Origin of the sequence: Pseudochelatococcus lubricantis, assembly GCF_011762225.1 — a bacterium.
Lineage (GTDB): Bacteria > Pseudomonadota > Alphaproteobacteria > Rhizobiales > Beijerinckiaceae > Pseudochelatococcus > Pseudochelatococcus lubricantis.
Map to the genome: position 1 here is coordinate 97,326 of NZ_JAASQI010000003.1, position 24,449 is coordinate 121,774.

Annotated in this window: 22 protein-coding genes; 13 read left to right on the top strand and 9 right to left on the bottom strand. The window is 66.4% G+C overall.

Annotation, left to right across the window (positions count from 1 at the left end; all coding sequences use genetic code 11):
* Positions 1-3: 3 nt before the first annotated feature.
* The 4 genes from FHS82_RS07315 to paaG all read right to left on the bottom strand — a co-directional run bounded on the left by FHS82_RS07315 (position 4) and on the right by paaG (position 3,280).
* Entirely contained in the window at positions 4-603 is a 600-nt protein-coding gene (locus FHS82_RS07315; protein WP_166950464.1) for a TetR/AcrR family transcriptional regulator, read from the bottom strand.
* Between the two features lie 93 nt (positions 604-696).
* The gene (paaK, locus tag FHS82_RS07320; protein ID WP_166950466.1) at positions 697-2,007 is read right to left on the bottom strand and encodes a phenylacetate--CoA ligase PaaK; all 1,311 of its coding nucleotides are present in this window, start codon (positions 2,005-2,007) and stop codon (positions 697-699) included.
* A gap of 32 nt (positions 2,008-2,039) precedes the next feature.
* The gene (paaI, locus tag FHS82_RS07325; protein ID WP_166950468.1) at positions 2,040-2,489 is read right to left on the bottom strand and encodes a hydroxyphenylacetyl-CoA thioesterase PaaI; all 450 of its coding nucleotides are present in this window, start codon (positions 2,487-2,489) and stop codon (positions 2,040-2,042) included.
* Positions 2,486-3,280, bottom strand: a complete 795-nt coding sequence (gene paaG, locus FHS82_RS07330; RefSeq protein WP_166950471.1) for a 2-(1,2-epoxy-1,2-dihydrophenyl)acetyl-CoA isomerase PaaG — start codon at positions 3,278-3,280, stop codon at positions 2,486-2,488. Before paaG ends, paaI begins: the two co-directional genes overlap by 4 nt.
* A gap of 130 nt (positions 3,281-3,410) precedes the next feature.
* On the opposite strand from paaG, the gene paaN reads away from it, so the two are divergent.
* The 11 genes from paaN (at position 3,411) to FHS82_RS07385 (ending at position 16,284) form a co-directional block, all read left to right on the top strand.
* Positions 3,411-5,063 carry a phenylacetic acid degradation protein PaaN gene (gene paaN, locus FHS82_RS07335; protein WP_166950473.1) on the top strand — a complete coding sequence of 551 codons (1,653 nt, stop codon included), beginning with the start codon at positions 3,411-3,413 and terminating at the stop codon, positions 5,061-5,063.
* A 205-nt stretch (positions 5,064-5,268) separates the two neighbouring features.
* Entirely contained in the window at positions 5,269-6,378 is a 1,110-nt protein-coding gene (locus FHS82_RS07340) for an ABC transporter substrate-binding protein (protein WP_166950475.1), read from the top strand.
* 103 nt (positions 6,379-6,481) lie between these two features.
* Positions 6,482-7,354 carry a branched-chain amino acid ABC transporter permease gene (locus tag FHS82_RS07345; protein ID WP_166950477.1) on the top strand — a complete coding sequence of 291 codons (873 nt, stop codon included), beginning with the start codon at positions 6,482-6,484 and terminating at the stop codon, positions 7,352-7,354.
* A gap of 2 nt (positions 7,355-7,356) precedes the next feature.
* A complete protein-coding gene (locus tag FHS82_RS07350) occupies positions 7,357-8,313 on the top strand; it encodes a branched-chain amino acid ABC transporter permease (RefSeq protein ID WP_208394139.1) in 957 nt (318 codons plus the stop codon).
* Complete coding sequence (locus tag FHS82_RS07355; protein ID WP_166950481.1) at positions 8,310-9,095, top strand: ABC transporter ATP-binding protein; 786 nt, start codon at positions 8,310-8,312, stop codon at positions 9,093-9,095. Before FHS82_RS07350 ends, FHS82_RS07355 begins: the two co-directional genes overlap by 4 nt.
* Entirely contained in the window at positions 9,082-9,783 is a 702-nt protein-coding gene (locus FHS82_RS07360) for an ABC transporter ATP-binding protein (protein ID WP_166950483.1), read from the top strand. Before FHS82_RS07355 ends, FHS82_RS07360 begins: the two co-directional genes overlap by 14 nt.
* A 5-nt stretch (positions 9,784-9,788) precedes the next feature.
* On the top strand, positions 9,789-11,741 hold the full coding sequence (locus tag FHS82_RS07365) for a 3-hydroxyacyl-CoA dehydrogenase NAD-binding domain-containing protein (RefSeq protein WP_166950485.1): 1,953 nt from the start codon (positions 9,789-9,791) through the stop codon (positions 11,739-11,741).
* 179 nt (positions 11,742-11,920) lie between these two features.
* Positions 11,921-12,982 carry a toxic anion resistance protein gene (locus FHS82_RS07370; protein WP_166950487.1) on the top strand — a complete coding sequence of 354 codons (1,062 nt, stop codon included), beginning with the start codon at positions 11,921-11,923 and terminating at the stop codon, positions 12,980-12,982.
* 10 nt (positions 12,983-12,992) lie between these two features.
* Complete coding sequence (locus FHS82_RS07375; RefSeq protein ID WP_166950488.1) at positions 12,993-14,558, top strand: substrate-binding domain-containing protein; 1,566 nt, start codon at positions 12,993-12,995, stop codon at positions 14,556-14,558.
* Complete coding sequence (locus FHS82_RS07380; RefSeq protein WP_166950489.1) at positions 14,558-15,175, top strand: 5-bromo-4-chloroindolyl phosphate hydrolysis family protein; 618 nt, start codon at positions 14,558-14,560, stop codon at positions 15,173-15,175. The genes FHS82_RS07375 and FHS82_RS07380 overlap by 1 nt, the downstream gene beginning before the upstream one ends.
* Positions 15,172-16,284, top strand: a complete 1,113-nt coding sequence (locus FHS82_RS07385; protein ID WP_166950490.1) for a hypothetical protein — start codon at positions 15,172-15,174, stop codon at positions 16,282-16,284. Before FHS82_RS07380 ends, FHS82_RS07385 begins: the two co-directional genes overlap by 4 nt.
* A 146-nt stretch (positions 16,285-16,430) precedes the next feature.
* On the opposite strand, the gene arcC is transcribed toward FHS82_RS07385, so the two are convergent.
* The 4 genes from arcC to FHS82_RS07405 all read right to left on the bottom strand — a co-directional run bounded on the left by arcC (position 16,431) and on the right by FHS82_RS07405 (position 21,212).
* Entirely contained in the window at positions 16,431-17,348 is a 918-nt protein-coding gene (arcC, locus tag FHS82_RS07390; protein WP_166950491.1) for a carbamate kinase, read from the bottom strand.
* Position 17,349: 1 nt separating this feature from the next.
* A complete protein-coding gene (argF, locus tag FHS82_RS07395; RefSeq protein ID WP_166950492.1) occupies positions 17,350-18,351 on the bottom strand; it encodes an ornithine carbamoyltransferase in 1,002 nt (333 codons plus the stop codon).
* A 180-nt stretch (positions 18,352-18,531) separates the two neighbouring features.
* On the bottom strand, positions 18,532-19,758 hold the full coding sequence (gene arcA, locus FHS82_RS07400; RefSeq protein WP_166950493.1) for an arginine deiminase: 1,227 nt from the start codon (positions 19,756-19,758) through the stop codon (positions 18,532-18,534).
* 11 nt (positions 19,759-19,769) lie between these two features.
* Positions 19,770-21,212: a YfcC family protein gene (locus FHS82_RS07405; protein ID WP_166950495.1), complete on the bottom strand. Its 1,443-nt coding sequence runs from the start codon at positions 21,210-21,212 to the stop codon at positions 19,770-19,772.
* A gap of 698 nt (positions 21,213-21,910) precedes the next feature.
* On the opposite strand from FHS82_RS07405, the gene FHS82_RS07410 reads away from it, so the two are divergent.
* Positions 21,911-22,813 carry a dihydrodipicolinate synthase family protein gene (locus FHS82_RS07410; protein WP_166950497.1) on the top strand — a complete coding sequence of 301 codons (903 nt, stop codon included), beginning with the start codon at positions 21,911-21,913 and terminating at the stop codon, positions 22,811-22,813.
* Here FHS82_RS07410 and FHS82_RS07415 read toward each other — a convergent pair.
* Positions 22,803-23,717, bottom strand: coding sequence for a LysR family transcriptional regulator ArgP (locus tag FHS82_RS07415; RefSeq protein ID WP_166950499.1), 915 nt, complete (start codon positions 23,715-23,717; stop codon positions 22,803-22,805). The genes FHS82_RS07410 and FHS82_RS07415 overlap by 11 nt on opposite strands.
* A gap of 101 nt (positions 23,718-23,818) precedes the next feature.
* On the opposite strand from FHS82_RS07415, the gene FHS82_RS07420 reads away from it, so the two are divergent.
* Positions 23,819-24,430 carry a LysE/ArgO family amino acid transporter gene (locus FHS82_RS07420; protein WP_166950501.1) on the top strand — a complete coding sequence of 204 codons (612 nt, stop codon included), beginning with the start codon at positions 23,819-23,821 and terminating at the stop codon, positions 24,428-24,430.
* Positions 24,431-24,449 lie beyond the last annotated feature (19 nt).

Genomic DNA, 24,449 nt, shown 5'->3' on the forward strand with positions numbered 1-24,449 from the left:
GACTCAGCGGACGGCCTTGATCCCCTCAAGGATCAGGGTCGTCGCCACGTCGGCGTAATCGTCGCGGCTGATGCGGCCGCCTTCCTTGAACCACATGTAAACCCAGTTCATCATGCCGAAGAGCGACATGGTCACGGGCATCAGCAGCGGGCGCTCCTGCCTGTCGAGCCCCGGATTGATCTCGCGCAGCACGGCCGAGAAGTGGCGCACGATGCGCCGCTCGATTTCCGTGATCTCGGCCCTCTGCTCTTCCGACAGCGCCGAGGTAGCGTTGAGCTGCACCTTATGCTCGTTGTCCGCCCCGCGGTAGTTCTCCAGCACCGCGCCGACGAGCCGCCGCAGCCGCTGTTCGGGTGGCAGGTCCGGCTCATCCGCCGCCAGGATGGCGTCCTCCAGTTCCTCCAGATGCGTCATGATGATCGCGAGGATCAGCGCATCCTTGCTGGGGTAATAGTGATAGAGCAGCGCCTTCGAAACCTGCGCGTGGGCTGCGATCTGCGACATGGAGGCCTTGTCCATGCCCTGTTCGGCGAATACGGCCGCGGCATTGTCCACAATGCCGCGTTGCTTCTCCTCGAAGTCTGCCGCCCGTGTCCGAGCCATACCTGTCACTGTCCTGATTGTGGAGTGTAAAAAGGGGGGCTTACGGCCCCCTCTTTAATGGCAATGCGTGCCGATGTCATCGGCACGGGGGATTTATTCTTTCGGCCGGTTGTCCAGCACACGCCTGGCCTTGCCCTCCGAGCGACAGATCGCCTGCGGGTCGCGTATCTCGATCCGCGTCGTGACGCCTACGACGCTTTTGATGTGATGGGCGAGTTCCTTGCCCGATTTCGCGCGCGCATCATCGGTCGCCATGTCCGGCGTGCATTCGACGTGGACCGTCATGTTATCCATGCGGCCCGCGCGGGTCAGCTCGATCTGGAAATGGGGCGCGAGGCCCTTGCACTTCAGGATCTGCTCCTCGATCTGGGTCGGGAAGACGTTCACGCCGCGCAGGATGATCATGTCGTCGCTGCGGCCGGTGATCTTCTCGATGCGGCGCACCGACCGCGCCGTGCCCGGCAGCAGGCGCGTGAGATCGCGGGTGCGATAGCGCACCATCGGCAGGCCTTCCTTGGTGAGCGTGGTGAACACCAGTTCGCCCAGCTCGCCGTCCGGCAGCACTTCGCCCGTGTTCGGGTCGATGATCTCGGGATAGAAGTGGTCCTCCCAGACGTGGAGGCCGTCCTTCGTCTCGACGCATTCCTGCGCGACGCCCGGGCCCATGACCTCCGACAGGCCGTAGATGTCGACGGCATGCATGTCGAAGGCTTCCTCGATCTCCAGCCGCATCGCGTTCGTCCACGGCTCGGCGCCGAAGATGCCGACCGAGAGCGAGCTTTGCCGCGGATCGACGCCCTGGCGGCGGAACTCGTCGAGGATCGACAGCATGTAGGACGGCGTCACCATGATGATGTCCGGCTTGAAATCGGTGATCAGCGTCACCTGCCGCTCGGTCATGCCGCCCGAGATCGGCACCACGGTGCAGCCCAGCCGCTCCGCGCCGTAGTGCGCGCCGAGGCCGCCGGTGAAAAGCCCGTAGCCATAGGCATTGTGCAGGATGTCGCCCGCCCGCCCGCCGGCGGCGCGAATGGAGCGCGCGATGAGATTAGCCCAATGATCGATATCGGACTGGGTGTAGCCGACGACGGTCGGCTTGCCGGTGGTGCCGGACGAGCCGTGAATGCGGACGAGCTTCGAACGCGGCACGGCGAACATGCCGAAGGGATATGTGTCGCGCAGATCCTGCTTGGTGGTGAAGGGGAAGCGGGCGATGTCGGCAAGCGTCTTCAGTTCCTCGGGATGCACGTCGTGCTCGATGAACCGCTTGCGGTAGAAGGGCGAATTCTCGTAGGCGTGCTTCAGAGACCGCTTCATGCGGTGAAACTGCAAGGCTGCGATCTCGTCTCGGGAGGCGATTTCGATCGGGTCGAGATCGCCGGGACGGGGAGACAGGTCCTTCATTTTTTCCTCCCAGAAGGTTGTATGGTTTTATATCAGGCGCGGTCCGGCAGGTGCGTGCCCTTGACGGTGCGGGAATGGCCGCGCAATTCGGCGATGTGGTCGCCGGCTTCGTTGGTGACGCGCACGTCGTAGATGCCGCCGCGGCCACGGCGCGATATCTCCCGCGCAACGGCGATCAGGCGGTCGCCGACGAAGGCGGGTGATATATAGGTGATCGACGCCTGCTGGCCGACGGTGCGCTGGTTATAGCCGTTGCAGGCAAAGGCGAAGGCGCTGTCGGCGAGGGTGAAGATGTAGCCGCCGTGGCAGGTGGTGTGGCCGTTGATCATGTGTTCGGTCACGGTCATGCTCAGGGTCGCTTCGCCGGGCGCGACATGGTCCAGCCGCATGCCGAGCCGCCGGCTGGCGGCGTCGCCGTCCCACATCGTCCGGGCGCAGGCTTCGGCCAGTTCCTGTGAGCTGAGGTTGCTGACGTCCGTCATTGGCCGCGAAACTCCGGCGTGCGCTTTTCCAGAAAGGCGGTCACGCCCTCGCTATAGTCGGCGGTGCGGCCGGCCTCGCGCTGGCAGTCGCGCTCCAGATCGAGCTGGGCGTCGAACGATTGCGTGCCCGCGGCCTGAATGAGGCGCTTGGTGAGGCCGAGGCCGATGGTGGGGCCCGCCGCGAGCCGGGCGGCCAGCGCTTCGGCCTCTCCCATCAGCTCGGCGTCGGGCACGGCCTTCCAGATCAGGCCCCAGGCGGCGGCGGTGGCGGCGTCGAGCGGCTCGGCTGTCAGCGCCAGCGCCTTGGCGCGCGGCTCGCCCAGAATCCGCGTCAGGCTCCAGCTTCCGCCTGCGTCCGGGATGAGGCCGATCCGGGAGAACGCCTGGATGAAACGGGCCGATTCGGCCGCCAGCACAATGTCGCAGGTGAGAGCGATATTCGCGCCGGCGCCGGCGGCGACGCCGTTGACCGCGCAGATTACCGGCTTTTCAAGGGCGCGAATCAGCCGCAACGTCGGATTATAGAACGTCTCCAGCGTATGGCCGAGATCGGGCGCGGGCCCGCCCTTTCGGGGATCGCGGTCGCCCAGGTCCTGTCCGGCGCTGAAGCCGCGGCCCGCGCCCGTCAGCAGGACCGCCCGCACCTCGGGCTCGTCGTGAGCGCGCCGGAACGCGGCACACAAAGCCAGGTGCATTTCTTCATTAAAGGAATTAAGCTTTTCCGGGCGGTTCAGCGTCACCCGAAGAACGCCGTTCTCCCGCGCCACCAGCACGGTGTCGGAATGCCCCATGTCATCCTCCCAATAACAGGCGCGGCCTTTTCGCCACGCTTCGGCAACCTTGAAAGGTACCGTTAAAAAATCAGTTGCATAAACCGACCGGCCGGTCAATGATAATCCAAAAATCGGGGAGGACACCGGCATGGAAAGTTTGTTCGACCGCCATAGCGGTCTGCTGCAGGATGCGCTGAAAGCGAACGAGACGCGCGGATTCTGGTCGCCGTTTCCGGAAGTTCCCAGCGGGAAAATTTATGGCGAGACCGCCCGCGCCGATGCCGGGGCGGACTTCAACGCGCTTCTCGGGAGGCCCTTCGTCCTGCCCGGCCATCCGGAGAGCCGCCGCGTCGGCGCCGAGGTATCTCCTTGGGGGCCGGAACTCGGCATCGGTTACCCGGCGGCCGATTCCGCCGCGCTGCTGGCGGCATCCGCATCCGCGGCGGCGGAATGGGCCGCGTCGGCGCCCGAGACACGGGTCGGCATCTGCCTCGAAATCCTGACCCGGCTGAACCGCGCGAGCTTCCTGTTGGGGAACGCGGTCATGCACACCACCGGCCAGGCCTTCCCGATGGCCTTTCAGGCGGGCGGGCCGCATGCGCAGGACCGGGGGCTGGAGGCCGTGGCGGTGGCTTATGCCGAGATGACGCGGGCGCCACGCGAGGCGCTGTGGGAGAAGCCGCAGGGCAAGGCCGCGCCGATCGTGCTGGAAAAGCACTGGCGCGTGGTGCCGCGCGGCATCGCGCTGGTGATCGGCTGCAACACCTTCCCGACCTGGAACTCCTATCCCGGCCTTTTCGCCAGCCTTGCAACGGGCAATACCGTCATCGTCAAGCCGCATCCGGCGGCGGTGCTGCCGCTGGCGCTGACCGTGAGGGCGGCGCGCGAGGTGCTGGCCGAGGCCGGCTTCGACCCGAACGTGCTGCTGCTCGCCGCCGACGAAGCCGGGGCCGAAGTCACAGCCGGTCTGGTACGCGCGCCCGAGGTCGCCATCATCGACTTTACCGGCTCGAACGCCTTCGGCGACTGGATTAGGGCCAACGCGGGCGAAGCGCTGGTGTTCACGGAGGAGGCCGGCGTCAACTCGATCGTCGTCGCCGCGACCGGGGACTTCGCCGGCATGTGCGCCAACATCGCCTTCTCGCTGTCGCTCTACAGCGGACAGATGTGCACGGCGCCGCAGGACATCTTCGTGCCGGTGGACGGAATCGAGACCGACGAGGGCCGCAAGAGCCTCGATGAGGTCGCCGCCGGCATCGCCGCGGCGGTCGACGCCCTGCTCGCCGATCCGGCGCGCGCCGTGGCCGTCTGCGGCGCCATCGCCAACCCGGCCACGCTGGACCGTGTCGCGGCCGCGAGACACCTCGGCCGCATCGTGCGCGACAGCGCGCCGCTGCCGGAAGGGCGCAGCGCCACGCCGCTCATCCTCGCCGTCGACGCTGCCGAAACCTCGGCACACGAGGAGGAACGCTTCGGGCCGATCTCCTTCATCGTCGCGGTGCGGGACGCGGAGGCGGGCATTGCCGTAGCGGCGGAACTGGCCCGGCGCAAGGGCGCGATCACAGCCGCGCTCTACGACACCGACGAGGGGCGCATCGCGCGCGCCGCCGACGAGTTCGCGCGGGCGGGGGCGAACCTTTCCGTCAATCTCACGGGCGGCATCTACGTGAACCAGAGTGCGGCCTTCAGCGACTATCACGTCACGGGTGCGAATCCGGCGGGCAACGCCAGCCTGACCGATGCCGCCTTCATTGCCGGGCGTTTCCGTCTCGCCATGTGGCGGCGCCCCAGGGCGGCCTGAGACAGGCCGCACGATCAACGGCCCTGCAACGGCCGAACATTTCAAGCAACTCTCTGGGAGGAGAAACATGAAATTCATGAATACGATAGAGAAAGATTCATCCAGGCTGAATCGGAAATCCTCTATATCAGGTTGTTTTTGCATCAGGTTTTTCCGGAAAACGATATCCGGTCTTCGGCTTGATGCACTGGCTCTCGGCGCGCTCATGGCCTCCGGCTTTGCCGGGACTTCCGCGCTCGCCGACATCCGGATCGGCGCAACGGTTTCCGAGACGGGGCCGGCGGCCTTTCTCGGCGATCCGGAAGCCAGAACGCTGCGGCTGCTGGTGGAAAAGATCAACGCGGCCGGCGGCGTGAACGGCGAGCAGCTCAAGCTCTTCCTTTACGACGACGGCGGCGATCCGAACAAGGCGCGCACCTTCGCCACCCGCCTTGTCGAGGACGACGAGGTGCAGGCGATCATCGGCGGCACCACCACCGGCACGTCGATGTCCATCATCCCGATTGCCGAGGAGGCCGAGATCCCCTTCATCTCGCTCGCCGGCGCCATCGAGATCATCGACCCCGTGAAGGAATGGGTGTTCAAGACACCGCACACCGACCGCATGGCCTGCGAGAAGATTTTCGCGGACATGAAGAAGCAGGGCTACACGAAGATCGGCCTGATCTCGGGCACCGACGGCTTCGGCGCCTCGATGCGCAAGCAGTGCCTCGATGTGGTGGGCGGCTACGGCATCGAGGTCGTCGGCGACGAAAGCTACGGCCCGCAGGACGCCGACATGACGCCGCAGCTCACGAACCTTAAGGGCAAGCCCGGCATCCAGGCCATCCTGAACCCCGGTTTCGGCCAGGGACCGTCGATCGTGACCCGCAACTACGCCCAGCTCGGCATCAGGCTGCCGCTCTACCAGTCGCACGGCGTGGCCTCGGACGGCTTCATCGCACTCGCGGGCAAGGATGCGGCGGAGGGCGTGCGCCTGCCGGGCACCGCGCTGCTGGTCGCGGGTCTGCTGCCGGACGGCGATCCGCAAAAGCCCGTGGTGACGGCCTATATCGAGGACTACAAGGGAAGCCACGGCACGGCGCCGACGACCTTCGGCGGCTATGCGCATGACGCGCTGCGCATCTACGTGGACGCGGTGAAGCGGGCGGGATCGGCGGAGCCTGCGGCGGTGCGCGACGCCATCGAGGCGACATCCGGCCTCGTCGGGACGACGGGCGTCGTTACCTATTCGCCGAAGGATCACCTCGGGCTCGATCTTTCGGCCTTCCGCCTGCTGGAAATCCGCAACGGCAGCTGGGCGCTGGCCGAGTAACCTGACCGTAAGCGACTGTGGCCGGCCGGGCGATGCGTCGTCCAGCCGGCCACAGGAAGCTCCGCTTCTCCCAGAGTCCCCGCATCCCGTCGGAGATACGGCCATGCCCGAACTCATGCAATTCCTTCTGTCCGGTGTCACGGTCGGCGCGGTTTACGCGCTGGTCGCGCTCGGCTTCACGATCATCTACAACGCTTCCGACGTGGTGAACTTCGCCCAGGGCGAGTTCGTCATGCTCGGCGGCATGGTCACTGTTTTCGCGCATCATGCGGGCCTGCCGCTGCCGCTCGCGGCGCTGATCGCCATCCTGTCCACGGCGGGCATCGGCGTTGCGCTGAACAAGCTCGCGATCGAGCCGGCGCGTGGCGCGCCGGTCGTGTCGCTGATCATCATCACCATCGGCGCCTCGATCTTCATCCGGGGCGTGACGCAGCTCGTTTTCGACAAGCAGCTCCACCGCTTTCCGGCCTTTTCGGGCGACGAGCCGATCCGTGTGCTGGGAGCGACGATCCTGCCGCAGAGCCTGTGGGTGATCGCCGGCGCGGTCGCGGTTTTCGTCGGGCTGTGGCTGTTCTTCACCAGAACGCTGATCGGCCGCGCTGTGCTGGCGACATCGAACAACAGGCTCGCGGCGCGGCTCGTCGGTATCAATACCGGCTGGGTGATGACCCTTTCGTTCGCGCTCTCGGCTGGCATCGGTGCGCTCGCGGGCGTGCTGGTGACGCCGATCACGCTGGTCTCCTACGATGTCGGCATCGCGCTCGCGCTCAAGGGATTCGCGGCTGCCATGCTGGGCGGCATGGGCAACCCGAAGGGGGCGCTCGTGGGCGGCATCCTGCTCGGCCTTCTGGAGGCGCTGACGGCCGGCTACGTCAGCTCGCAATACAAGGACGCGGCGGCCTTCGTCGTGATTCTCGCCGTGCTCTTCGCGATGCCGCAGGGTCTCTTCGGCAAGAAATCGACGGATCGGGTGTGACCATGCGGCTTTCCGAAAAACAGTGGACGCTCCTCATCCTGGCCGCGCTGATCGCGCTGTCGCCGTTCTTCTTTCCGTCAAGCTATTATTATCGTGTCGGCTCGCTGATCTTCGTCAACGGCCTTGCGGTGACGGGCATCGTCATCCTGACGGGTTATGCGGGGCAGATCAGCCTGGGGCACGCGGGCTTTGCCGGCATCGGCGCCTATGCCTGCGCGCTAGCGCCCGCGCACCTCGGCCTGCATCCCGCACTGGCGCTGGTGCTGGGGGCGGCTATCTCCGGGGTGCTGGCCTTTCTCGTCGGGCGGCCGATCTTGCGGCTGAAGGGCTATTACCTAGCGGTGGCGAGCCTCGGCCTCGGCATCCTCGTGGCGATGGCGCTCGCCAACGAATCCTGGATCACCGGCGGACCGGACGGGATCAAGGTGGCTGACCTCGGCCTGCGGGCCGTGCTGAAGAGCCAGGGGCTGGACCTGTCGAACACCGAGTTCTGGTACGCCTTCACCGGCCTCGCCCTGCTCATCGGCGCGTGGCTGGCGCTCAACCTGCACGACAGCCCGACCGGCCGGGCGCTGCGCGCGCTCCACGGCTCCGAGATCGCGGCGCGGACGGTGGGGATCGACGTGGCACGGGCGAAGCTCGCGGCCTTCGTGATATCGGCCGTCTACGCCTCGGTATCGGGCTCGCTGCTCGCCCTGCAGAACAGGTTCATCACGCCGGATGTCGCCGGCTACATGCATTCGATCGAGATGGTCACCATGGCCGTGCTCGGCGGCGCGGGCTCGGTGCTGGGGGCGATCTTCGGCGCCGGAATCCTGACGATGCTGCCGCAGGTGCTGACAGTCTTCGCGGAGTACGAACAGCTCATGCTCGGCCTCGTGATGATGCTGGTGATGATCTTCATGCGTCAGGGCCTGCTGCCGTCGGTGCTGCGCCTGATCCGGGGGAGGGGCGAATGACGGTGCTGCTGGAAATCGAGGGGCTCGGCATCAGTTTCGGCGGCTTGCGCGCCGTCAACGACGTGAGCTTTCGCGTCAACCCCGGCGAAATCGTCTCGGTCATCGGGCCGAACGGAGCGGGCAAGACGACGTTGTTCAACATGATCTCGGGGATCTACAAGCCCGGCGCGGGCCGAGTGCGGCTGATGGGCGAGGACGTGACCGGTATCTCGCCGCATCTGCTGGCACGGCGCGGCATGTCGCGCACCTTCCAGAACCTGCAGATATTCCAGTCCATGACCGTGCTGGAGAATGCCGTCGCGGGCTATCACCTGCAGGAAAGCGGGTCGGTGCTGGCCGATCTTTTGGGCCTGCCCGCATCGCGCCGGCGGGCGGCTGCGGCCCGCGAGGGCGCCCGCCAGCTGCTGGAGCGCGTGGATCTTGCCCGCGCGGCCGAGATGGAGGCGGGCAGCCTTTCCTACGGCGCACTCAAGCGGCTGGAGATCGCCCGCGCGCTGGCACTGAACCCGAAGGTTCTGCTGCTCGACGAACCGGCCGCCGGCTGCAACGCCGTCGAAACCGAGGAAATCGATCACCTGATCGCCGAGGTCGCGGCGTCGGGCGTCGCCATCCTGCTGGTGGAGCATGACATGAAGATGGTGATGCGCATCTCCCGGCATATCGTGGTGCTCGACCACGGCGAGAAGATCGCGGAGGGCGACCCGGCCACGGTCAGCCGCAATCCCAAGGTCATCGAGGCCTATCTCGGCACGCAGGCGGAGGACGCCCATGCTCACGGTTGAGGGACTGCGCTCGCGCTACGGGCGCATCGAGGTGCTGCACGGCATCGATCTGCATGTCGATTCCGGCGAGATCGTCACGGTCGTGGGCGCGAACGGGGCGGGCAAGACGACGCTGTTGCGCTGCCTCTCCGGGGTGCAGCCGGTCGCCGGCGGCAGCATCACCTTTCGCGGCGAGGCGCTGACGCCGGTTCCCGCTCACAGGCGCCTGAGCCGCGGCCTCGCCCAGTCGCCGGAAGGGCGGCAGATATTCACCAATCTGACGGTGGAGGAAAACCTGCGCCTCGGCGCCTTCCTCTACAGCGACGGCAGGGTGGAGAAGGACATGGAGGATGCCTTCGGCATGTTTCCTGTCCTGAAACAGAAGCGCAACCTGGCCGCCGGCGGACTCTCGGGCGGCCAGCAGCAGATGCTGGCCATCGCCCGCGCGCTGATGGGGCGCCCCTCCTGCCTGCTGTTGGACGAGCCGTCGATGGGCCTCGCCCCCATCCTCGTGCAGCAGATTTTCGACGTGGTAAAGGGCCTCAAGGCGCTCGACGTGACGGTTCTGCTGGTCGAACAGAACGCCTTCGGCGCGCTGAAGATCGCCGACCGGGGATATGTGATGGAAACCGGCCGCATCACCATGGAGGGAACGTCCGAGGCCCTGATCGCCGATCCGCGCATCCGCGAAGCCTACCTGGGGATTTAATCGATATGCCAATCGTCAGCATCGCCCGCGAGGGCGACATCGCCGTCGTCACCATCGACAACCCGCCCGTCAATGCCTTGTCGCAGGCGCTGCGGCAGGCACTTCTGGAGGCAGCGGAAACGCTCGATGCCGACCCCGACGTGCGCGCGGCGGTGCTCCTCTGCGCCGGGCGTACTTTCATCGCCGGCGCGGACGTGACCGAGTTCGGCAAGCCGCCGCAGCCGCCGCATCTGCCCGATGTGATCGCGCGGATCGAGGCGGCGGCGAAGCCATGGGTGGCGGCGATCCACGGTTCGGCGCTGGGCGGGGGCCTCGAAGTGGCGCTCGGCTGCCGGTTCCGTGTCGCCGTGGCGGATGCCAGCGTCGGCCTGCCGGAAGTCACGCTCGGCATCGTGCCCGGCGCGGGCGGCACCGTACGCACCCCGCGTCTTGCAGGCGCCGTGGCGGCCGTGGAACTGGCGACGACCGGCAAGCCTGTCCGCGCGCCGAAGGCACGGGATATCGGTCTTGTCGATGCGGTGGTGGGGGGTGACCTGCGTGCGGCCGCCATCGCCTTCGCGCGTGAAGCGCTCGGCAAGCCGCTGCCCGGGCCGGCCTCCCGCCGCGCCGTGGAGGTGCCCGATCCGGCCTTCTGGACCGGGCAGGAAGCGGCGATCGCCAAACGCGCGCGCGGCGAGATCGCGCCGCTGAAGGCGCTGGCCTGCGTGCGCCATGCCGTCGAGGCGCCATTCGACGACGCCATGGCTTTCGAACGCGAGACCTTCCTTGCGCTGCGCGGCTCCGCGCAGGCCGCCGCCTTGCGCCATGTCTTCTTCGCCGAACGCGCGGCGCCGCGTCCGGCGCATCTTGCCGGCGTCGCGCCGCTGCCGGTCCGGCGCGCCGGCGTTATCGGCGGCGGCACCATGGGGGCGGGGATCGCCGCCGCGCTGCGCGACGCGGGTCTGCCGGTGACGCTGATCGAGCGCGACGAGGAGGCGGTCGCACGTGGCCTCGCCAACGTCGGTGCCATTTTCGAGGGCGCCGTGAAGCGTGGCCGGCTGACCGACGCCCAGGCCGCCGACCGCATGGCGGGCATTTCCGGGACGGCTGACCATGCCGCGTTGGCCGATGTCGACCTGGTGATCGAGGCGGTGTTCGAAGAGATCGGCGTGAAGCGGGCGGTGTTCGCGCAGCTCGCCACCGCCTGCCGCCCGGATGCGGTGCTGGCCACGAACACCTCCTACCTCGACCCGCGCGCCATTGCTGTGGGCTTGCCGAACCCCGGCCGCTTCATCGGGCTGCATTTCTTCAGTCCCGCCAATATCATGAAATTGCTGGAGATCGTGCCGGTGCCGGAGACCGCGCCGGAGACACTCGCCACCGGCTTCGCGCTGGCGCGCAGCCTCGGGAAGGTTCCGGTCCAGGCGGGCATCTGCGAGGGCTTCATCGGCAACCGCATCCTGAAGCGCTACCGTGCGGGGGCCGAGGCGCTGGTCCGCCGCGGCGTCGCCATCGCGGCGATCGATGCGGCGATGCGCGACTTCGGCTTCGCCATGGGGCCGTTCGAGGCGCAGGATCTCGGTGGGCTCGACATTGCCTTCCTGCAGCGGGAAGGAGCGCGCGCCGCCGGGCGGGACACGCCGGAGACGCTGGGCGACATCCTCGTGCGCGCGGGCCGCAAGGGGCAGAAGACGGGCGGCGGCTGGTACGACTACGCGCCCGGCGAGCGCAAGCCGCTGCCGTCAGTGACGGTCGCCGAACTCATCGCCCCCGCCGTCGCGGGTGGCGAGACACTGCCGCGCGCGGCGATCGCCGACTATCTGGTGGCGGAAATGGCGGCCGAAGGCGCGGCGATCCTGGCGGAAGGCATAGCGCGGCGGCCCGAGGACATCGACCTCGTGGAAATACACGGCTACGGTTTCCCGCGCTGGCGGGGCGGCCCGATGCATCTGCGCGGCGCCGTGGGGACGCAGCGGTGAAGCATGCCTCTTGCCGACCGGAAAAGGCGAGATGATTCGACGCATCCGGCAGGCCGTCGGAACTGCTCTTCCGCCGGCCTGCCGGTGATGCCGCAAAATGGGAATTGCAACAAAACTGTCACATTAACCGGTCACAACGAGAGCGGCCGGTTCCCCGCTCATCAGACAGGATTTGTGTCATGTCGCTATCCAGCAGTTCCCAGACCCGGACGGAGGGGCTTCCCGTTCTCGCGACCGATCCGGCCGAGGTGGCCCGCATCGCGGCCTCGATCGACATCGGCGATCGTGCGGCCGTCGCCACTTACGGCGATGGCGCCCAGCGCGACGTCACCCGCTACGTCGACAACATTCTCTCCCAGATCCAGTCCAAGGACATCGGGGAGGCGGGCACGCTGCTTAGTGAAATCCTGCTGAAGTCGAAGGATCTCGATCCTTCCTCCATCAACCAGAGGGGCTTCCTGTCGCGCCTCTTCAGCTCCGCCGAGCGGGAGATCGAGAAATTCTCGATCCGCTTTCAGGACGTCGCCAGCCAGATCGACCGTATCGGCCTGCAGCTCGACAAGCACAAAGACGTGCTCACGCAGGACATCGCCCTGTTCGACGACCTTTACGAGCGCACGCTGACGTCTCTGCGCGGCCTCGAAGCCCATATCGAGGCGGGCAAGTCGTTCGCCGAGAGCTACAGGGCATCCACCCTGCCGGGATTGCAGCAGGAGGCGACGGACTCGGGCGATGCCATCGCGGCGCAGCGATACCGGGACGCGCTGCAGGCCCTCGACCGGCTGGAGAAGCGCGTCTATTATCTGCAGCAGGCGCGCCAGATCGCGCTGCAGCAGCTGCCGCAGATCCGCATCATCCAGTCCGGCGACCAGACGCTGATCGAAAACCTGCAGGCGACGACGACGCTGACCGTGCCGGCGTGGAAGCAGAAGATGGTCATCCTGCTCGGCCTCCACCGCCAGCGCAAAGCCCTGGAACTGCAGGAGGCCGTCACCGACGCGACCAACACCATGATCCAGCAGGCCGCCGAGATGATGAAGGATCAGGCCATCGCCATCGAGAAACAGTCCCAGAAGGGCATCGTCAGCATCGACGCGCTCCAGAAGGCCAATCAGGATCTCGTCGACACCATCCAGTCGGTCATCAGGATACAGCAGGACGGGCGGCAGCAGCGCGCCGAGGCGGAAAAACAGCTTGAGCACATGACGGACGACCTGAAGAAGGCTCTCACGTCAGCCTGAGGAAACGGCCATGCGCAAATTTATCGCGGCTTTCCTGTGCCTGCTGGCGCTGGCTGCATGTTCGGACAGCACCCCGCCGGAAACGTTCGCCGTCGTCGCCGGTTCGGAAAACCGGGATCTCGAACCCATCGTTCAGGAGTTCTGCACGAAGCAGGGGCATGCCTGCTCCGTCACATATCTGGGGTCGCTCGACATCGGCCTTTCGCTCGCGGATGCGGAACCGAAATATGACGCGGTATGGCCGGCGGCCAGCATCTGGATCAGCATATTCGATCAGGAGCGCAAGGTCCGCCATCTGGCCTCCATCGCCCAGAACCCGGTCGTCCTCGGCGTGCGCGAATCCCTCGCGCGCGATCTCGGCTGGATCGGCCGTGATGTCTCGATGGCCGACATCGTCGCCGCCATCAGGAACGGCAAGCTCGACTATCTGATGACGTCCGCCACACAGTCCAACTCCGGGGCTAGCGCCTACCTCGCCATGCTCTCCGCCGCCGTCAGCCACGGCGACACGATCAGGCGGCAGGACCTCGACGACCCTGCCGTCACGGAGACGGTGAGGACACTGCTGCGGGGCATCCGGCGCTCCGCCGGCTCGTCGGGATGGCTCGCCGATCTCTATCTCGCCTCCGCGCGGCAGGGTGTCCGCTACGACGGCATGTGGAATTACGAGGTCACCATCCGCGACGTCAACAACCAGCTCCGGACCGAGGGCAAGGAACTGCTCTACGCGATCTACCCGACGGAAGGCGTCGCCGTTGCGGACTCGCCGCTAGGCTTCGTCGACCGGAAGGGGGGGCAGGAGACGGAGGCGTTCTTCCTGAAGCTCCAGGCGCACCTGACCTCGCCGGAAGTTCAGAAACGCATCGCGGAATCGGGGCGCAGGCTTCCGTTCGGCTCAGCCTCCACCGCCACGCCGCGGGCGGAGCCGGAGTGGAACTTCAATCCGGAAAAGCTGATCTCGACGATCCGGATGCCCGAGCCCGGCGTCATCAGGCAGGCGCTCGACCTTTACCAGGGCGCGTTGCGCCGGCCGTCGATCACGGTCATGTGCCTCGACTACTCGGGCTCGATGCAGGGCGACGGGGAGCAGCAACTGCGCGAGGCCATGAGCTTCCTGCTGACGCCGGAGCAGACGAAACGGCATCTCGTGCAGTGGTCGCCGCAGGACCGCATCGTCATCATTCCGTTCGACGGCTCGCCGCGCGCCGAATACCAGTCGACGGGCGCGGAGGCCGAGCAGGGCGCCATGCTCACCGCCGTCAACACGCAGGTCGCGGGTGGCGGAACGGACATCTACGCCTGCGCCACCCGGGCGTTGCAGCGCATCGACGACCTCAACAGGAACGAGGAATACCTGCCGGCCATCGTGATCATGTCCGACGGGAAAAGCCAGGGCGGTGCCCAGGCCTTCCGGCGGGCGTGGGACGCCAGCACGAAGCCGCCGGTGTTCGGGATCACCTTCGCCGACGCGAACGAGCAGCAGCTCAAGGAACTCGCCGACGAGACCGGCGGCCGCGTCTTCGACGGGCGGCGAGACCTGATCGACGCCTTCCGGTCGATGCGGGGGTATAATTGATGGCCGCACCTTCCCCGAACGACTGGCGATGGGTCGCGGGAGGCATCGTCGGCGCACTGAGCGTGCCCGTTCTCACGCTCGCCGCGGGCGTGCCGCTGATCGTGTCGTCGGTCATAGCCGCGCTGCTCTTCCTCGGCGTCTCGCTGCTGCTTTCGCCGAGGCGGCTGTTCGAGGGCCTGTCCTTCAAGGGCGTGAGCAAGGGGCAGCTCGAATTCGCCGCCGACCTGATCAAGGAGGGGGACGCGCATGTGCGCAGGCTGCGCGTGCTGGCGCGGGACATGCCCGGCAACGACATGAGGGCGCGGCTCTCCCATCTCGCCGAAACGGGTGCGCGGATCCTGTCGCTGATCGAGAAAAGCCCGGGGAAGGCGCCGTCCGTGGGGCGCTTCGTCAGCTACTATCTGCCGCAGACCGTGCGCATCGCGGAGGGATACCTCATGGTCCACGGGCAGGAGCGGCCGGACCCCGACCGGCTGAACGAACTGTCGGGCGTCGTGGACAGGCTTGACAGGGTCTTCGACCAGTACGCGGGCACGCTCGTGGAAAGCGAGCTGTCGACGCTGGACGTGCAGCTTCGCCTGATAGATGCCTCACTCAAGCAGGACATCAAGGAATGACACTATCGCGTCGCGCTCTCGGGGGCGCCCTGATCGGCGCCGGAATCGTCGGAACCGGCGCCTATGTGGCGCTGCGGGACAACCCGCTCCTGCGCGGACTCACGGGCAACGCCACCGAACTCAGGGGCTTCGTCGGCGGCGAGAAGCAGCCGTATCTCGCCAACCCGCAGGTCGTCGATCTGCTCAGGCGGCACGGCATCGTTCTGCACAGCACCATCGCCGGCTCGGTCGAGATGGTGCGGCAGCGCTCCCTCATCGACCAGCGGCCGGATTTCCTGTGGCCGTCGTCGTCGGTGATGACGGAAATGGCGAAGATGAGCGGCCTGTCCATCGTGAGGGACCAGACGATCCTCAACACGCCGATCGTGATCTATTCCTGGAGCGGCGTTGTCGAGGGCCTCGTCGGCGCGGGGCTCGTCACGCGCACGGCGGACGGGCATTACGAGGTCGACACGGGCCGGCTGATCGGGGCCATCGCCTCCCGCGCCCGCTGGCAGGATGTCGGCGTGCCGTCCCTCTATGGCGCGATCCGCATTTCCTCGACGGATCCGAACCGGTCGAACTCGGGCTTCATGTTCGCGGGCCTCATGCTCAGTGCGCTGACGGGCTCGGTGCCCGACGCAGGCGATCTCGACAAGCATTTCGCAACCGTCAGGACCGTCTTCGAGCAGATGGGCTTCAAGTCGCCGAGTTCGGGAAAGCTCTTCGACCAGTACATCGCCGGCGGTCCCGGCAGCGAACCGATGATCGTGGGCTACGAGAACCAGCTCGTGGAATGGGCGCAGGCCGACCGGACGCGGTGGGAGCGCATCCAGGCGGGCAAGGGGGCAAGACCGCTCCTCATCTACCCGCGCCCGACCGTCTATTCCGCGCATCCGCTGCTCGCCCTCACCGGTGAGGCGACGGCGCTGATAGACGCGCTGCTCACGCCCGAGCTTCAGGCCATCGCCTGGACGAACCACGGTTTCCGTGGCCCCCTCGGCGAGCAGACCGCCTCGGCCCCGCCCGGGCTCGCCGAGCTTCTCATTCCCGAGGTCAGCGCCACCCTGCCTTTGCCGGGAGCGCCTGTGATGCTCGACCTCATCCAGCGTCTCGATGCCGGAACCTGAGTCCGCGCCATCGCCATAACCCTTGCCATAACCCTTGCCATAACCCTTGCCATAACCCTTGCCATAACCCTTGCCATAACCCTTGCCATAACCCTTGCCATAATCCTTGCCGAACGCCTCGTCCGGCCGATCCGCCGGGCGGCGCGCTACGGCTCCATCTTCCGGACGCGCGTTCCGGCTTCGCCCTCAAGTATCGCGCGCGCGTCTTCCAGCCGGCCGATCCCCGCCACGCGCCCGCCGGTGGCGGCGAAGGCGCATGCGGCCTCGACCTTCGGCCCCATCGAGCCGGCCTGGAAGGAAAGTGCGGAAAGCATCGCGGGCGTCGCCTCGCGGATCGCGCGCTGGCCGGGCGTACCCCAGCCCTCATAGACGGCCTCGACGTCGGTCAGCATCAGGAATGCGTCGGCGTCGAGCTGGCCGGCGAGCAGGCCGGCGGCGCGGTCCTTGTCGATGACGGCCTCGATGCCTTCGAGTTCGCCGTCCTGGTTGCGGATGACGGGAATGCCGCCGCCGCCCGCGCAGACGACGATGACGCCCGCGTCGACCAGCAGGCGTATCGCGCCGATCTGCGTGATGCGCTTCGGCAAGGGGGAGGGTACCACGCGCCGCCAGCGCCCCTTCACCTCCTCCACCATCGGCCAGCCATGCGCGGAACGCGCCCGCGCGGCTTCCGCATCGTCGTAGACGGGACCGATCGGCTTCTGCGGCCGCGCAAAGGCGGGATCGTCCCGCTCCACCTCGATCTGGGTCAGCAACGTGGCGAGCCTGGTGTCAGCGGGCAGCGCGTTGGCCAGCTCCTGCTCGACCAGATAGCCGATCATGCCCACGCTCTCGGCGCCGAGGATGTCAAGGGGGTAGGGCGCTACGTCCTTGTATGCAGCCGCCTGCAGGGCGAGCAGGCCGACTTGCGGCCCGTTGCCGTGGGCCACGACGACGGTGTGATCGCGCGCGAGGTCCGCCAGCGCGGCCGCGGCCTTGCGGACATTGGCGCGCTGCACCTCCGCCGTCATCGGCTCGCCGCGTCTCAGCAGCGCGTTCCCTCCAAGGGCGACGACGACGCGCATCTCACGACCCCAGCGTGGAAACGAGCACGGCCTTGATGGTGTGCATGCGGTTCTCCGCCTGATCGAAGACCACGGAGGCCTTGGACTCGAACACCTCCTCCGCCACCTCCATGCTTTCGATGCCGTATTGCTGGAATATCTTCTCGCCGATCTCCGTCTCGCGGTTGTGGAAGGACGGCAGGCAGTGCATGAACTTGGCATGGGGGTTGCCCGTCGCGGCCATGACCTCGGCGGTGACCCGGTAAGGCGTCAGCAGCTTGATGCGCTCCGCCCAGACGGAATCCGGCTCGCCCATCGACACCCAGACGTCGGTGTAGACGAAGTCGCTGCCCTTGGCGGCTTCCACCGGATCCTCGGTAATGGTGATCGTCGCGCCCGTGGTCCGGGCGATCATCCGGCACTGCTTGACGAGTTCCTCATCCGGCCAGCACGCTTTCGGCGCAGCGAGGCGGACATCCATGCCGATCAGCGCCGCGCCGGTGAGCAGCGAATTGCCCATGTTGTTGCCGGCATCGCCCAGGAAGCAGAAAGCCGTCTGCGACAGGTGTTTGCGCGTGAACTCGCGCATGGTCAGGAAATCGGCGAGGATCTGGGTCGGGTGGAATTCGTCCGTGAGGCCGTTGTAGACCGGCACGCCGGAATAGGCGGCGAGTGTCTCGGCCTGCTCCTGCCCGAACCCGCGATACTCGATCGCGTCGTAAAGGCGGCCCAGCACGCGGGCCGTGTCCTTCATCGACTCCTTCTTCCCGATCTGGGTGCCGGAGGGGCCCAGATAGGTAACGTGCGCGCCCTGATCGTAGGCGGCGATCTCGAAACCGGTGCGGGTGCGCGTCGAGTCCTTCTCGAAGATCAACGCGATGTTCTTGCCTTTGAGCTGCTGCTGCTCGTAGCCGCCGTATTTGGCCTGCTTGAGCGAGGCCGCGAGCCGCAACAGGAAGCGGATTTCGTCGGGCGTGAAGTCGAGCAGCTTGAGGAAGCTGCGGCCTTTCAGATTGACGGGCATCTTACATCTCCCAAGGCGTTTTCAAGCAAAGAGGGTTCTGGGTGTGTCGAGATACGGGTTAGGCCTGGCCGAAAATGACGGGTTTCGATAACCGGAGCGGAACGGACTAGATGTCGATCAGTGCCGGAAGCGCCGAAATCCGCCGTTTGCAGGCCAGCGTCACCCAAAAGTCTCCATGCCCTACACAGGGTCGCGGATCAGCGGGCACGTCATGCAATGGCCGCCGCCCCGGCCGCGGCCCAGTTCCGAGCCAGGCACGGTGATGACCTCGATGCCGGCCTTGCGAAGCTGCGTGTTCGTATAGGTGTTGCGGTCGTAGGCGATGACGACTCCCGGCTCGATCGCCAGCACGTTATTGCCGTCGTCCCATTGCTCGCGCTCGGCGACATAGGTGTCGCCGCCGGTCTCGACCACGCGCAGCGCCTTCAGGCCCAGCGCCTCGGCCGCTACCTCGGTCAGCGGCCGCTCCTCCTTGCGCACATCGATCTGCCATTCCTTCTCGCCGGGGCGAATGGAATAGGGCTCGATCTTCGCGGCGACCTCGGCGAAAACCGTCACGAGATCGCGGTCGCAGAAGCTGAAGACCGTGTCGAGGTGCATGGAGGAGCGTTCCACCGGCAGCTTGCAGGCGATGACGCGCTCCGCGCCGCCCTGCGCGAACAGCGCCCGCGCGAGCTGGCTGACGGCCTGCGGCGTGCTGCGCTCGCCCATGCCGACCAGGACGACGCCGTTACCGACCGGCATCACGTCGCCCCCCTCAAGCGTCGCGAGACCGTGGTCGTTGTCCGGATCGCCCCACCAGATCGGGAAGCCCGCGTCGCGGAAATCCGGATGGAAGCGGTAGACGGCGGCGACATTGATGGTTTCGAGCTTGCGCGCGTTCCAGTGCATCGGGTTGAGCGTCACGCCGCCGTATATCCAGCACGTGGTGTCGCGGGTGAAGAGATGGTTGGGCAGCGGCGGCAGAACGAAGTCCTCCGGCCGCAGGGTGGGCGCGAGCAGGCCCCGGGCGTCGACGGGCAGTTCCGCGCGGTTCATGCCGCCCATGAGGATCAGCGAGAGCGCGTCGGCATCGAGCGCGGTGAGATAGGCCTTCAGGTCGTCCGCGAGGCCGACGCCGACGGTGTCCTCGTTCACCCGCCGGTCGAGCAGCCATCGGCGTGCTTCCGGGTCCTGCAGCGTCTCCACCAGCAGCTCGCGCAGGAACACGACTTCCACGCCCCGGTGGCGCATGGCATCGACGAAGGTGAGATGCTCGACGCGGGCCTGCTTGACCCAGATGACATCGTCGAAAAGCAGCTCGTGGCAGTTCGTGGGCGTGAGCCGGGCAAGGGCGTTTCCGGGCCTGTGGACGAGGACCCGGCGCAGCTTGCCGACTTCCGAGTGGACGCCGTAAGTGATGGTCATGGCATTCTCCTTCAGGCGAGCAGGACGGCGATGCTGAGGCATGCCGTGATGATGACGGTGAGGATGAGCAGCAGCGGCCACATGAAGCGTAGCCAGCGTTCGTAGGGGACGCGGCCGATGGCGAGCGCGCCCATCACTACCGCGAAGGTGGGGTTGATGAGGTTCACGAGGCCGTTGGCCGACTGGTAGGCCGTCACCACCAGCTCGCGCCCCACGCCGGCGAAATCCGCCACGGGCGCCATGATCGGCATCGACAGCACCGCGAGGCCGGACGAGGACGGCACGAAGAACGACATCAGCACCTGCAGCCAGTACATGACGTTGATGAAGGCGACCTTGCCGAGGCCGGCGACCGAGAGTTCCGCCCAATGCAGGATGGTGTCCGTGATCTTGCCGGCATCCATGACGACGACGATGCCGCGGGCGAGGCCGATGATGAGCGCGACGCCGAGCAAATCCCGCGAGCCATTGACGAAGGACTCGACGAAGCTCTGCTCGCCGGGGCGGGTGATCAGCCCGATCAGGATCGCCGAGGCGAGGAACAGGCCGCTCATCTCGCCCATCCACCAGCCGCCCTTCAGCACACCCCAGATCATGACCACGAAGGTGATGCCGAAAATCGCCAGCACGAGCTTGTGCATGCCGGTGAAGTCGGTCCGCTCGCCCCGGTGCGCGCTGAGGAAGAATTCCTCGTTCGAGGCCTTCATGTCATAGACCAGCGACTTCGAGGGATCGCGCTGCACGCGCGCCGCGTAGCGCATCACGTAGACCACGCAGGCCAGCCAGCACAGGCCGAGGATGACGAAACGCAGCACGATGCCCTGGGTGAAGGGAATGCCGGCGGCGTCCGACGCGATGACGGTGGCGAAGGCATTCACCGTCGAGCCCAGCACGCCGACACCCGCGCCGAGCAGGATGACCGCCACCGCCGTTATGGCGTCGAAACGGGCCGCGATCATGATCGGGATCAGCAGCATGTAGAAGGCGAGCGTCTCTTCGGCCATGCCGTAGGTCGTGCCGCCGAAGGCGAAGAGCCCCATCAGGACGGGGATCAGCCATTTCTCGCGCCCCTTGAGCGCGATCATGGCGCTGCCGATGCCGGAATTGATCGCCCCCGTCGCGGTGACGACGCCGATGAAGCCGCCGAGGATGAGCACGAAGACCGCCACATCAACGGCGTTGGCCTGATTGGTGGCGGGATTGTAGAGCCCGCCGATGGGCGCCATGATGACGTCAAAGAGGCCCTGCGGGTTCGCCTCCGTCTCCGCGTAGGTTCCCGCGACGGGTACTTCGCGGTTGAGCGCGGGATTGAGGACGCGGTTGTATTGCCCGGCCGGGATGATCCACGTCAGCGCCGCGACCAGAATGATCAGCCCGAAGAGGATCGTGAAAGCGGTAGGGAAACGGAACCTCTGTGACTCTGCTGTTTCTGTTGTTTCCGGAGTATCGTTCATATCGCTCGTTCCGTATCGTTGTCGAAAACCGGTGAGTGCGACTGTCGAGGCTGATTTTCCCAATGGAATCGTCGCGTTCGAGCCTCGTGCGTTTTTTGGATGAAGGACTCCAGCAACAGCCGGGGGCTATTGCTGCCTCCATACGCGGCTTCACGGCCACACCTGCCGCGAAGACTTGTCGATCCCGAGCGGCGTCGGGAGCAGGTTTCACGGTTCGGGGCGGTCACCAAGAGAGCGCCTGCCACTGTGGGCGCCGTAGAGCGGCGGGACCGGCGCCGCGAATTCGGCGTCCGGCTTCTATCCGCCGTCCTGTTCGCCATCCGCCATGCGGCGATCAACGATAGCAACATCATCCGACGATCGCCGGAGGAGAGCATTGATCGTTGTCATGGTTTTCCACGCTGCCAAGGATGGGAAACGGTGCGGGCAACCCATGTGGTCCGGGCAAACCCATGGCGTTTGCCGCGTGCCCGACGTGTGAAAACAAGAATTTATATGAGAGTGCATGATATATAGGAATTTTATTCACTTGTTCTTTGCCGTGACTATCGCAGCCTGTCGGCCTTTCCCGGCCCGATCGCTTGTATCACTGCGGGCTGGATGTTCTCCGTGAACCGGTTTCAGGGTAGCCTTGGAAGAGACGGGCGTCCCGCTCCCGGGTCGTCATCACAGGCCGCGAACCGATTGACAGGAACGCCATGACTTTTCCAAACGGACTATGCGCCTTTCCGATCACGCCCGCCGACCACGCCGGTCGTGTCGATATCGCGGCGCTGCGCAGGCTGGTTGCCCGGCTTTCGGACGCACAGGTCGACTCCATCGGCCTGCTCGGCAGCACGGGCGTCTACATGTACCTGACCCGTGACGAGCGGCGCCGGGCGGTGGAAGCCGCGCTGGACGAAATCGGTAGCCGCACGCCTGTCGTCGTCGGCATCGGTGCGCTCAGGACCGACGAAGCGGTGGGGCTCGCGCAGGATGCGAGGGCCATCGGCGCAGCCGCGGGGTTGCTGTCGGCCGTCTCCTACACGCCGCTCGCCGACGAGGAGGTGTTCGTGCATTTCTCCACCGTGGCGCGGGAGAGTGGCCTGCCGATCGTCATCTACGACAACCCCGGAACCACTCGCTTCCGGTTCACGCCGGAGCTGGTCGCGCGCCTTGCCGCAGTGCCCGGCATCGTCGCGATCAAGAACCCCGGCTGGGAGCCCGATGAAACGGCGCGCCATCTGGCCGGGCAGCGCGGCATCGTCCCGGCCGCCTTTTCCATCGGCTGCAGCGGCGACTGGATGGCGACCGAGACGATGATCGCGGGTGCCGACACGTGGTATAGCGTGCTCGCCGGCCTGTTTCCGGAGGTCTGTCTCGGCATCGTCACAGCTGCCCAGCACGGTGACGCCGCCGAAGCGCGCCGGCTTGACGCAGCGCTCGCGCCGCTCTGGAATCTGTTCAGGCAATTCTCCAGCCTGCGCGTCGTCTATGCGCTTGCCGACCTGCTCGACATTTGCCACGTGGAACCGCCGCGGCCGATCCTGCCACTTCCCGATGCAGCGAAGCAGCAGGTCGCCGAAACACTCGCGCGCCTGCCGGCCGGCATCACGCGATGACCGGGCGCGGCGCCAGCTCACGCTTCGCCGTCGCGACGACTTCCCGCGTCAGATCGGAAAGCCGGTCGGCGGCAAGGCGGCTGACTTGCCAGAACAGCGGGATGTCCAGCGCGGTGCCGGGAATCAGCTCCACCAGCCGGCCTGACGCCAGATGCTCTCTCACCAGCAGGGCGGGGTTCAGGCCCCACCCCATGCCCGCCAGACCGGCATCGACGAAGCTTTGCGTCGAAGGCAACCAGTGGGTCGGATAGGTGACGCTCCGGCCCAGCGCCTGGCGTATCCATGCGAGCTGAAGCCGGTCCTTCTGATTGAAGGTGAGGCCTGGCGCCCGGGCGATGGCCTCAGGCGTCACGCCGGACGGGAAGTGGCGTTCGACATAGTCGGGGCTGGCCGTCGCGTGGTAACGGAGCGCACCCAGAGGGGTGACGCGGCATCCCTGAACCGGCTTCGCGAGGGAGGTGACGGCCGCCAGAACGCGGCCGCGCTGCAGCCATTCCGCCGTATGGTCCTGATCGTCGACCGCGACGTTCAACAGGTAGGCGGAGTTGCGCGTGAAGGCGGATATGGCCGTAAGGAACCATGTTCCAAGGCTGTCTGCATTGGCCGCGACGTTGAGCGTGACCCTCTGCATGGGCGCGGCCGGATCGGCCAGCCCCGGCAGATGCCCGGTCAGCTCCTGTTCGAGCATCCCCACATGCTCCATATGCCGGCAGAGCCATGCGCCCTTTTCGGTTGCGACGCATGGCGTGCCTCTTTCGATCAGTACCGTGCCGAGCCGCTCCTCAAGCTGCTTCACGCGCTGGGAGACGGCCGAGGGCGTCACGTTCAGGGCTCTGGCGGCCTTCTCGAAGCTGCCTGTCTGCACAACCATCGCGACGGCATTCGCGGCGGGATAGTCGATCATGGATTAGCTCTGCTTAATCCGGGTTACTCGATTTAAGTATGCTGATCACAGGATCGCAGCTACCACAAGTCCCGTGAATCGGCGGGGATGGTCCTGTAGCAATGAATCTTTCGGTTTTTTTCGCAGGCATGACGATGGGTCTGAGCCTGATCGTCGCCATCGGCGCGCAGAACGCCTTCGTGTTGCGGCAAGGTCTGCGCAACGAGCATGTCTTCGCCGTCTGCCTCGCCTGCGCGATGTCCGACGCGATCCTGATCGTGGCGGGTGTATCCGGCTTCGGGAAAGTGGCAGGCTGGCTGCCGTGGTTCGATCCCGCGATGCGCTATGGCGGCGGCGCCTTCCTGATCTGGTACGGCGCCAGAAGCCTGCGCTCCGCCCTGCGTTCCACCGAAGCGTTGACGGTCGGCGCCTCGGCGGAGAAACGCGACCTTGCGAAAACCCTGCTGGCCTGCCTCGCCATCACCTGGCTGAACCCGCATGTCTATCTCGATACGGTCGTCCTGCTCGGCACGATCTCGACGCAGTTCCCCGGCTTCGAGGTTTCTTTCGCGGCGGGCGCGATCTCGGGATCGTTCCTCTTTTTCTTCTCACTCGGTTATGGCGCAACGCGGCTCCGGCCGGTTTTCGCCAGGCCGTCGGCATGGCGGATTCTGGAAGGGATCATCGCCGCTGTCATGTGGGCGATCGCGTTCAAGCTCATTGCGGGCGTTTGAGGCGCTGTGTCCGGGCGCT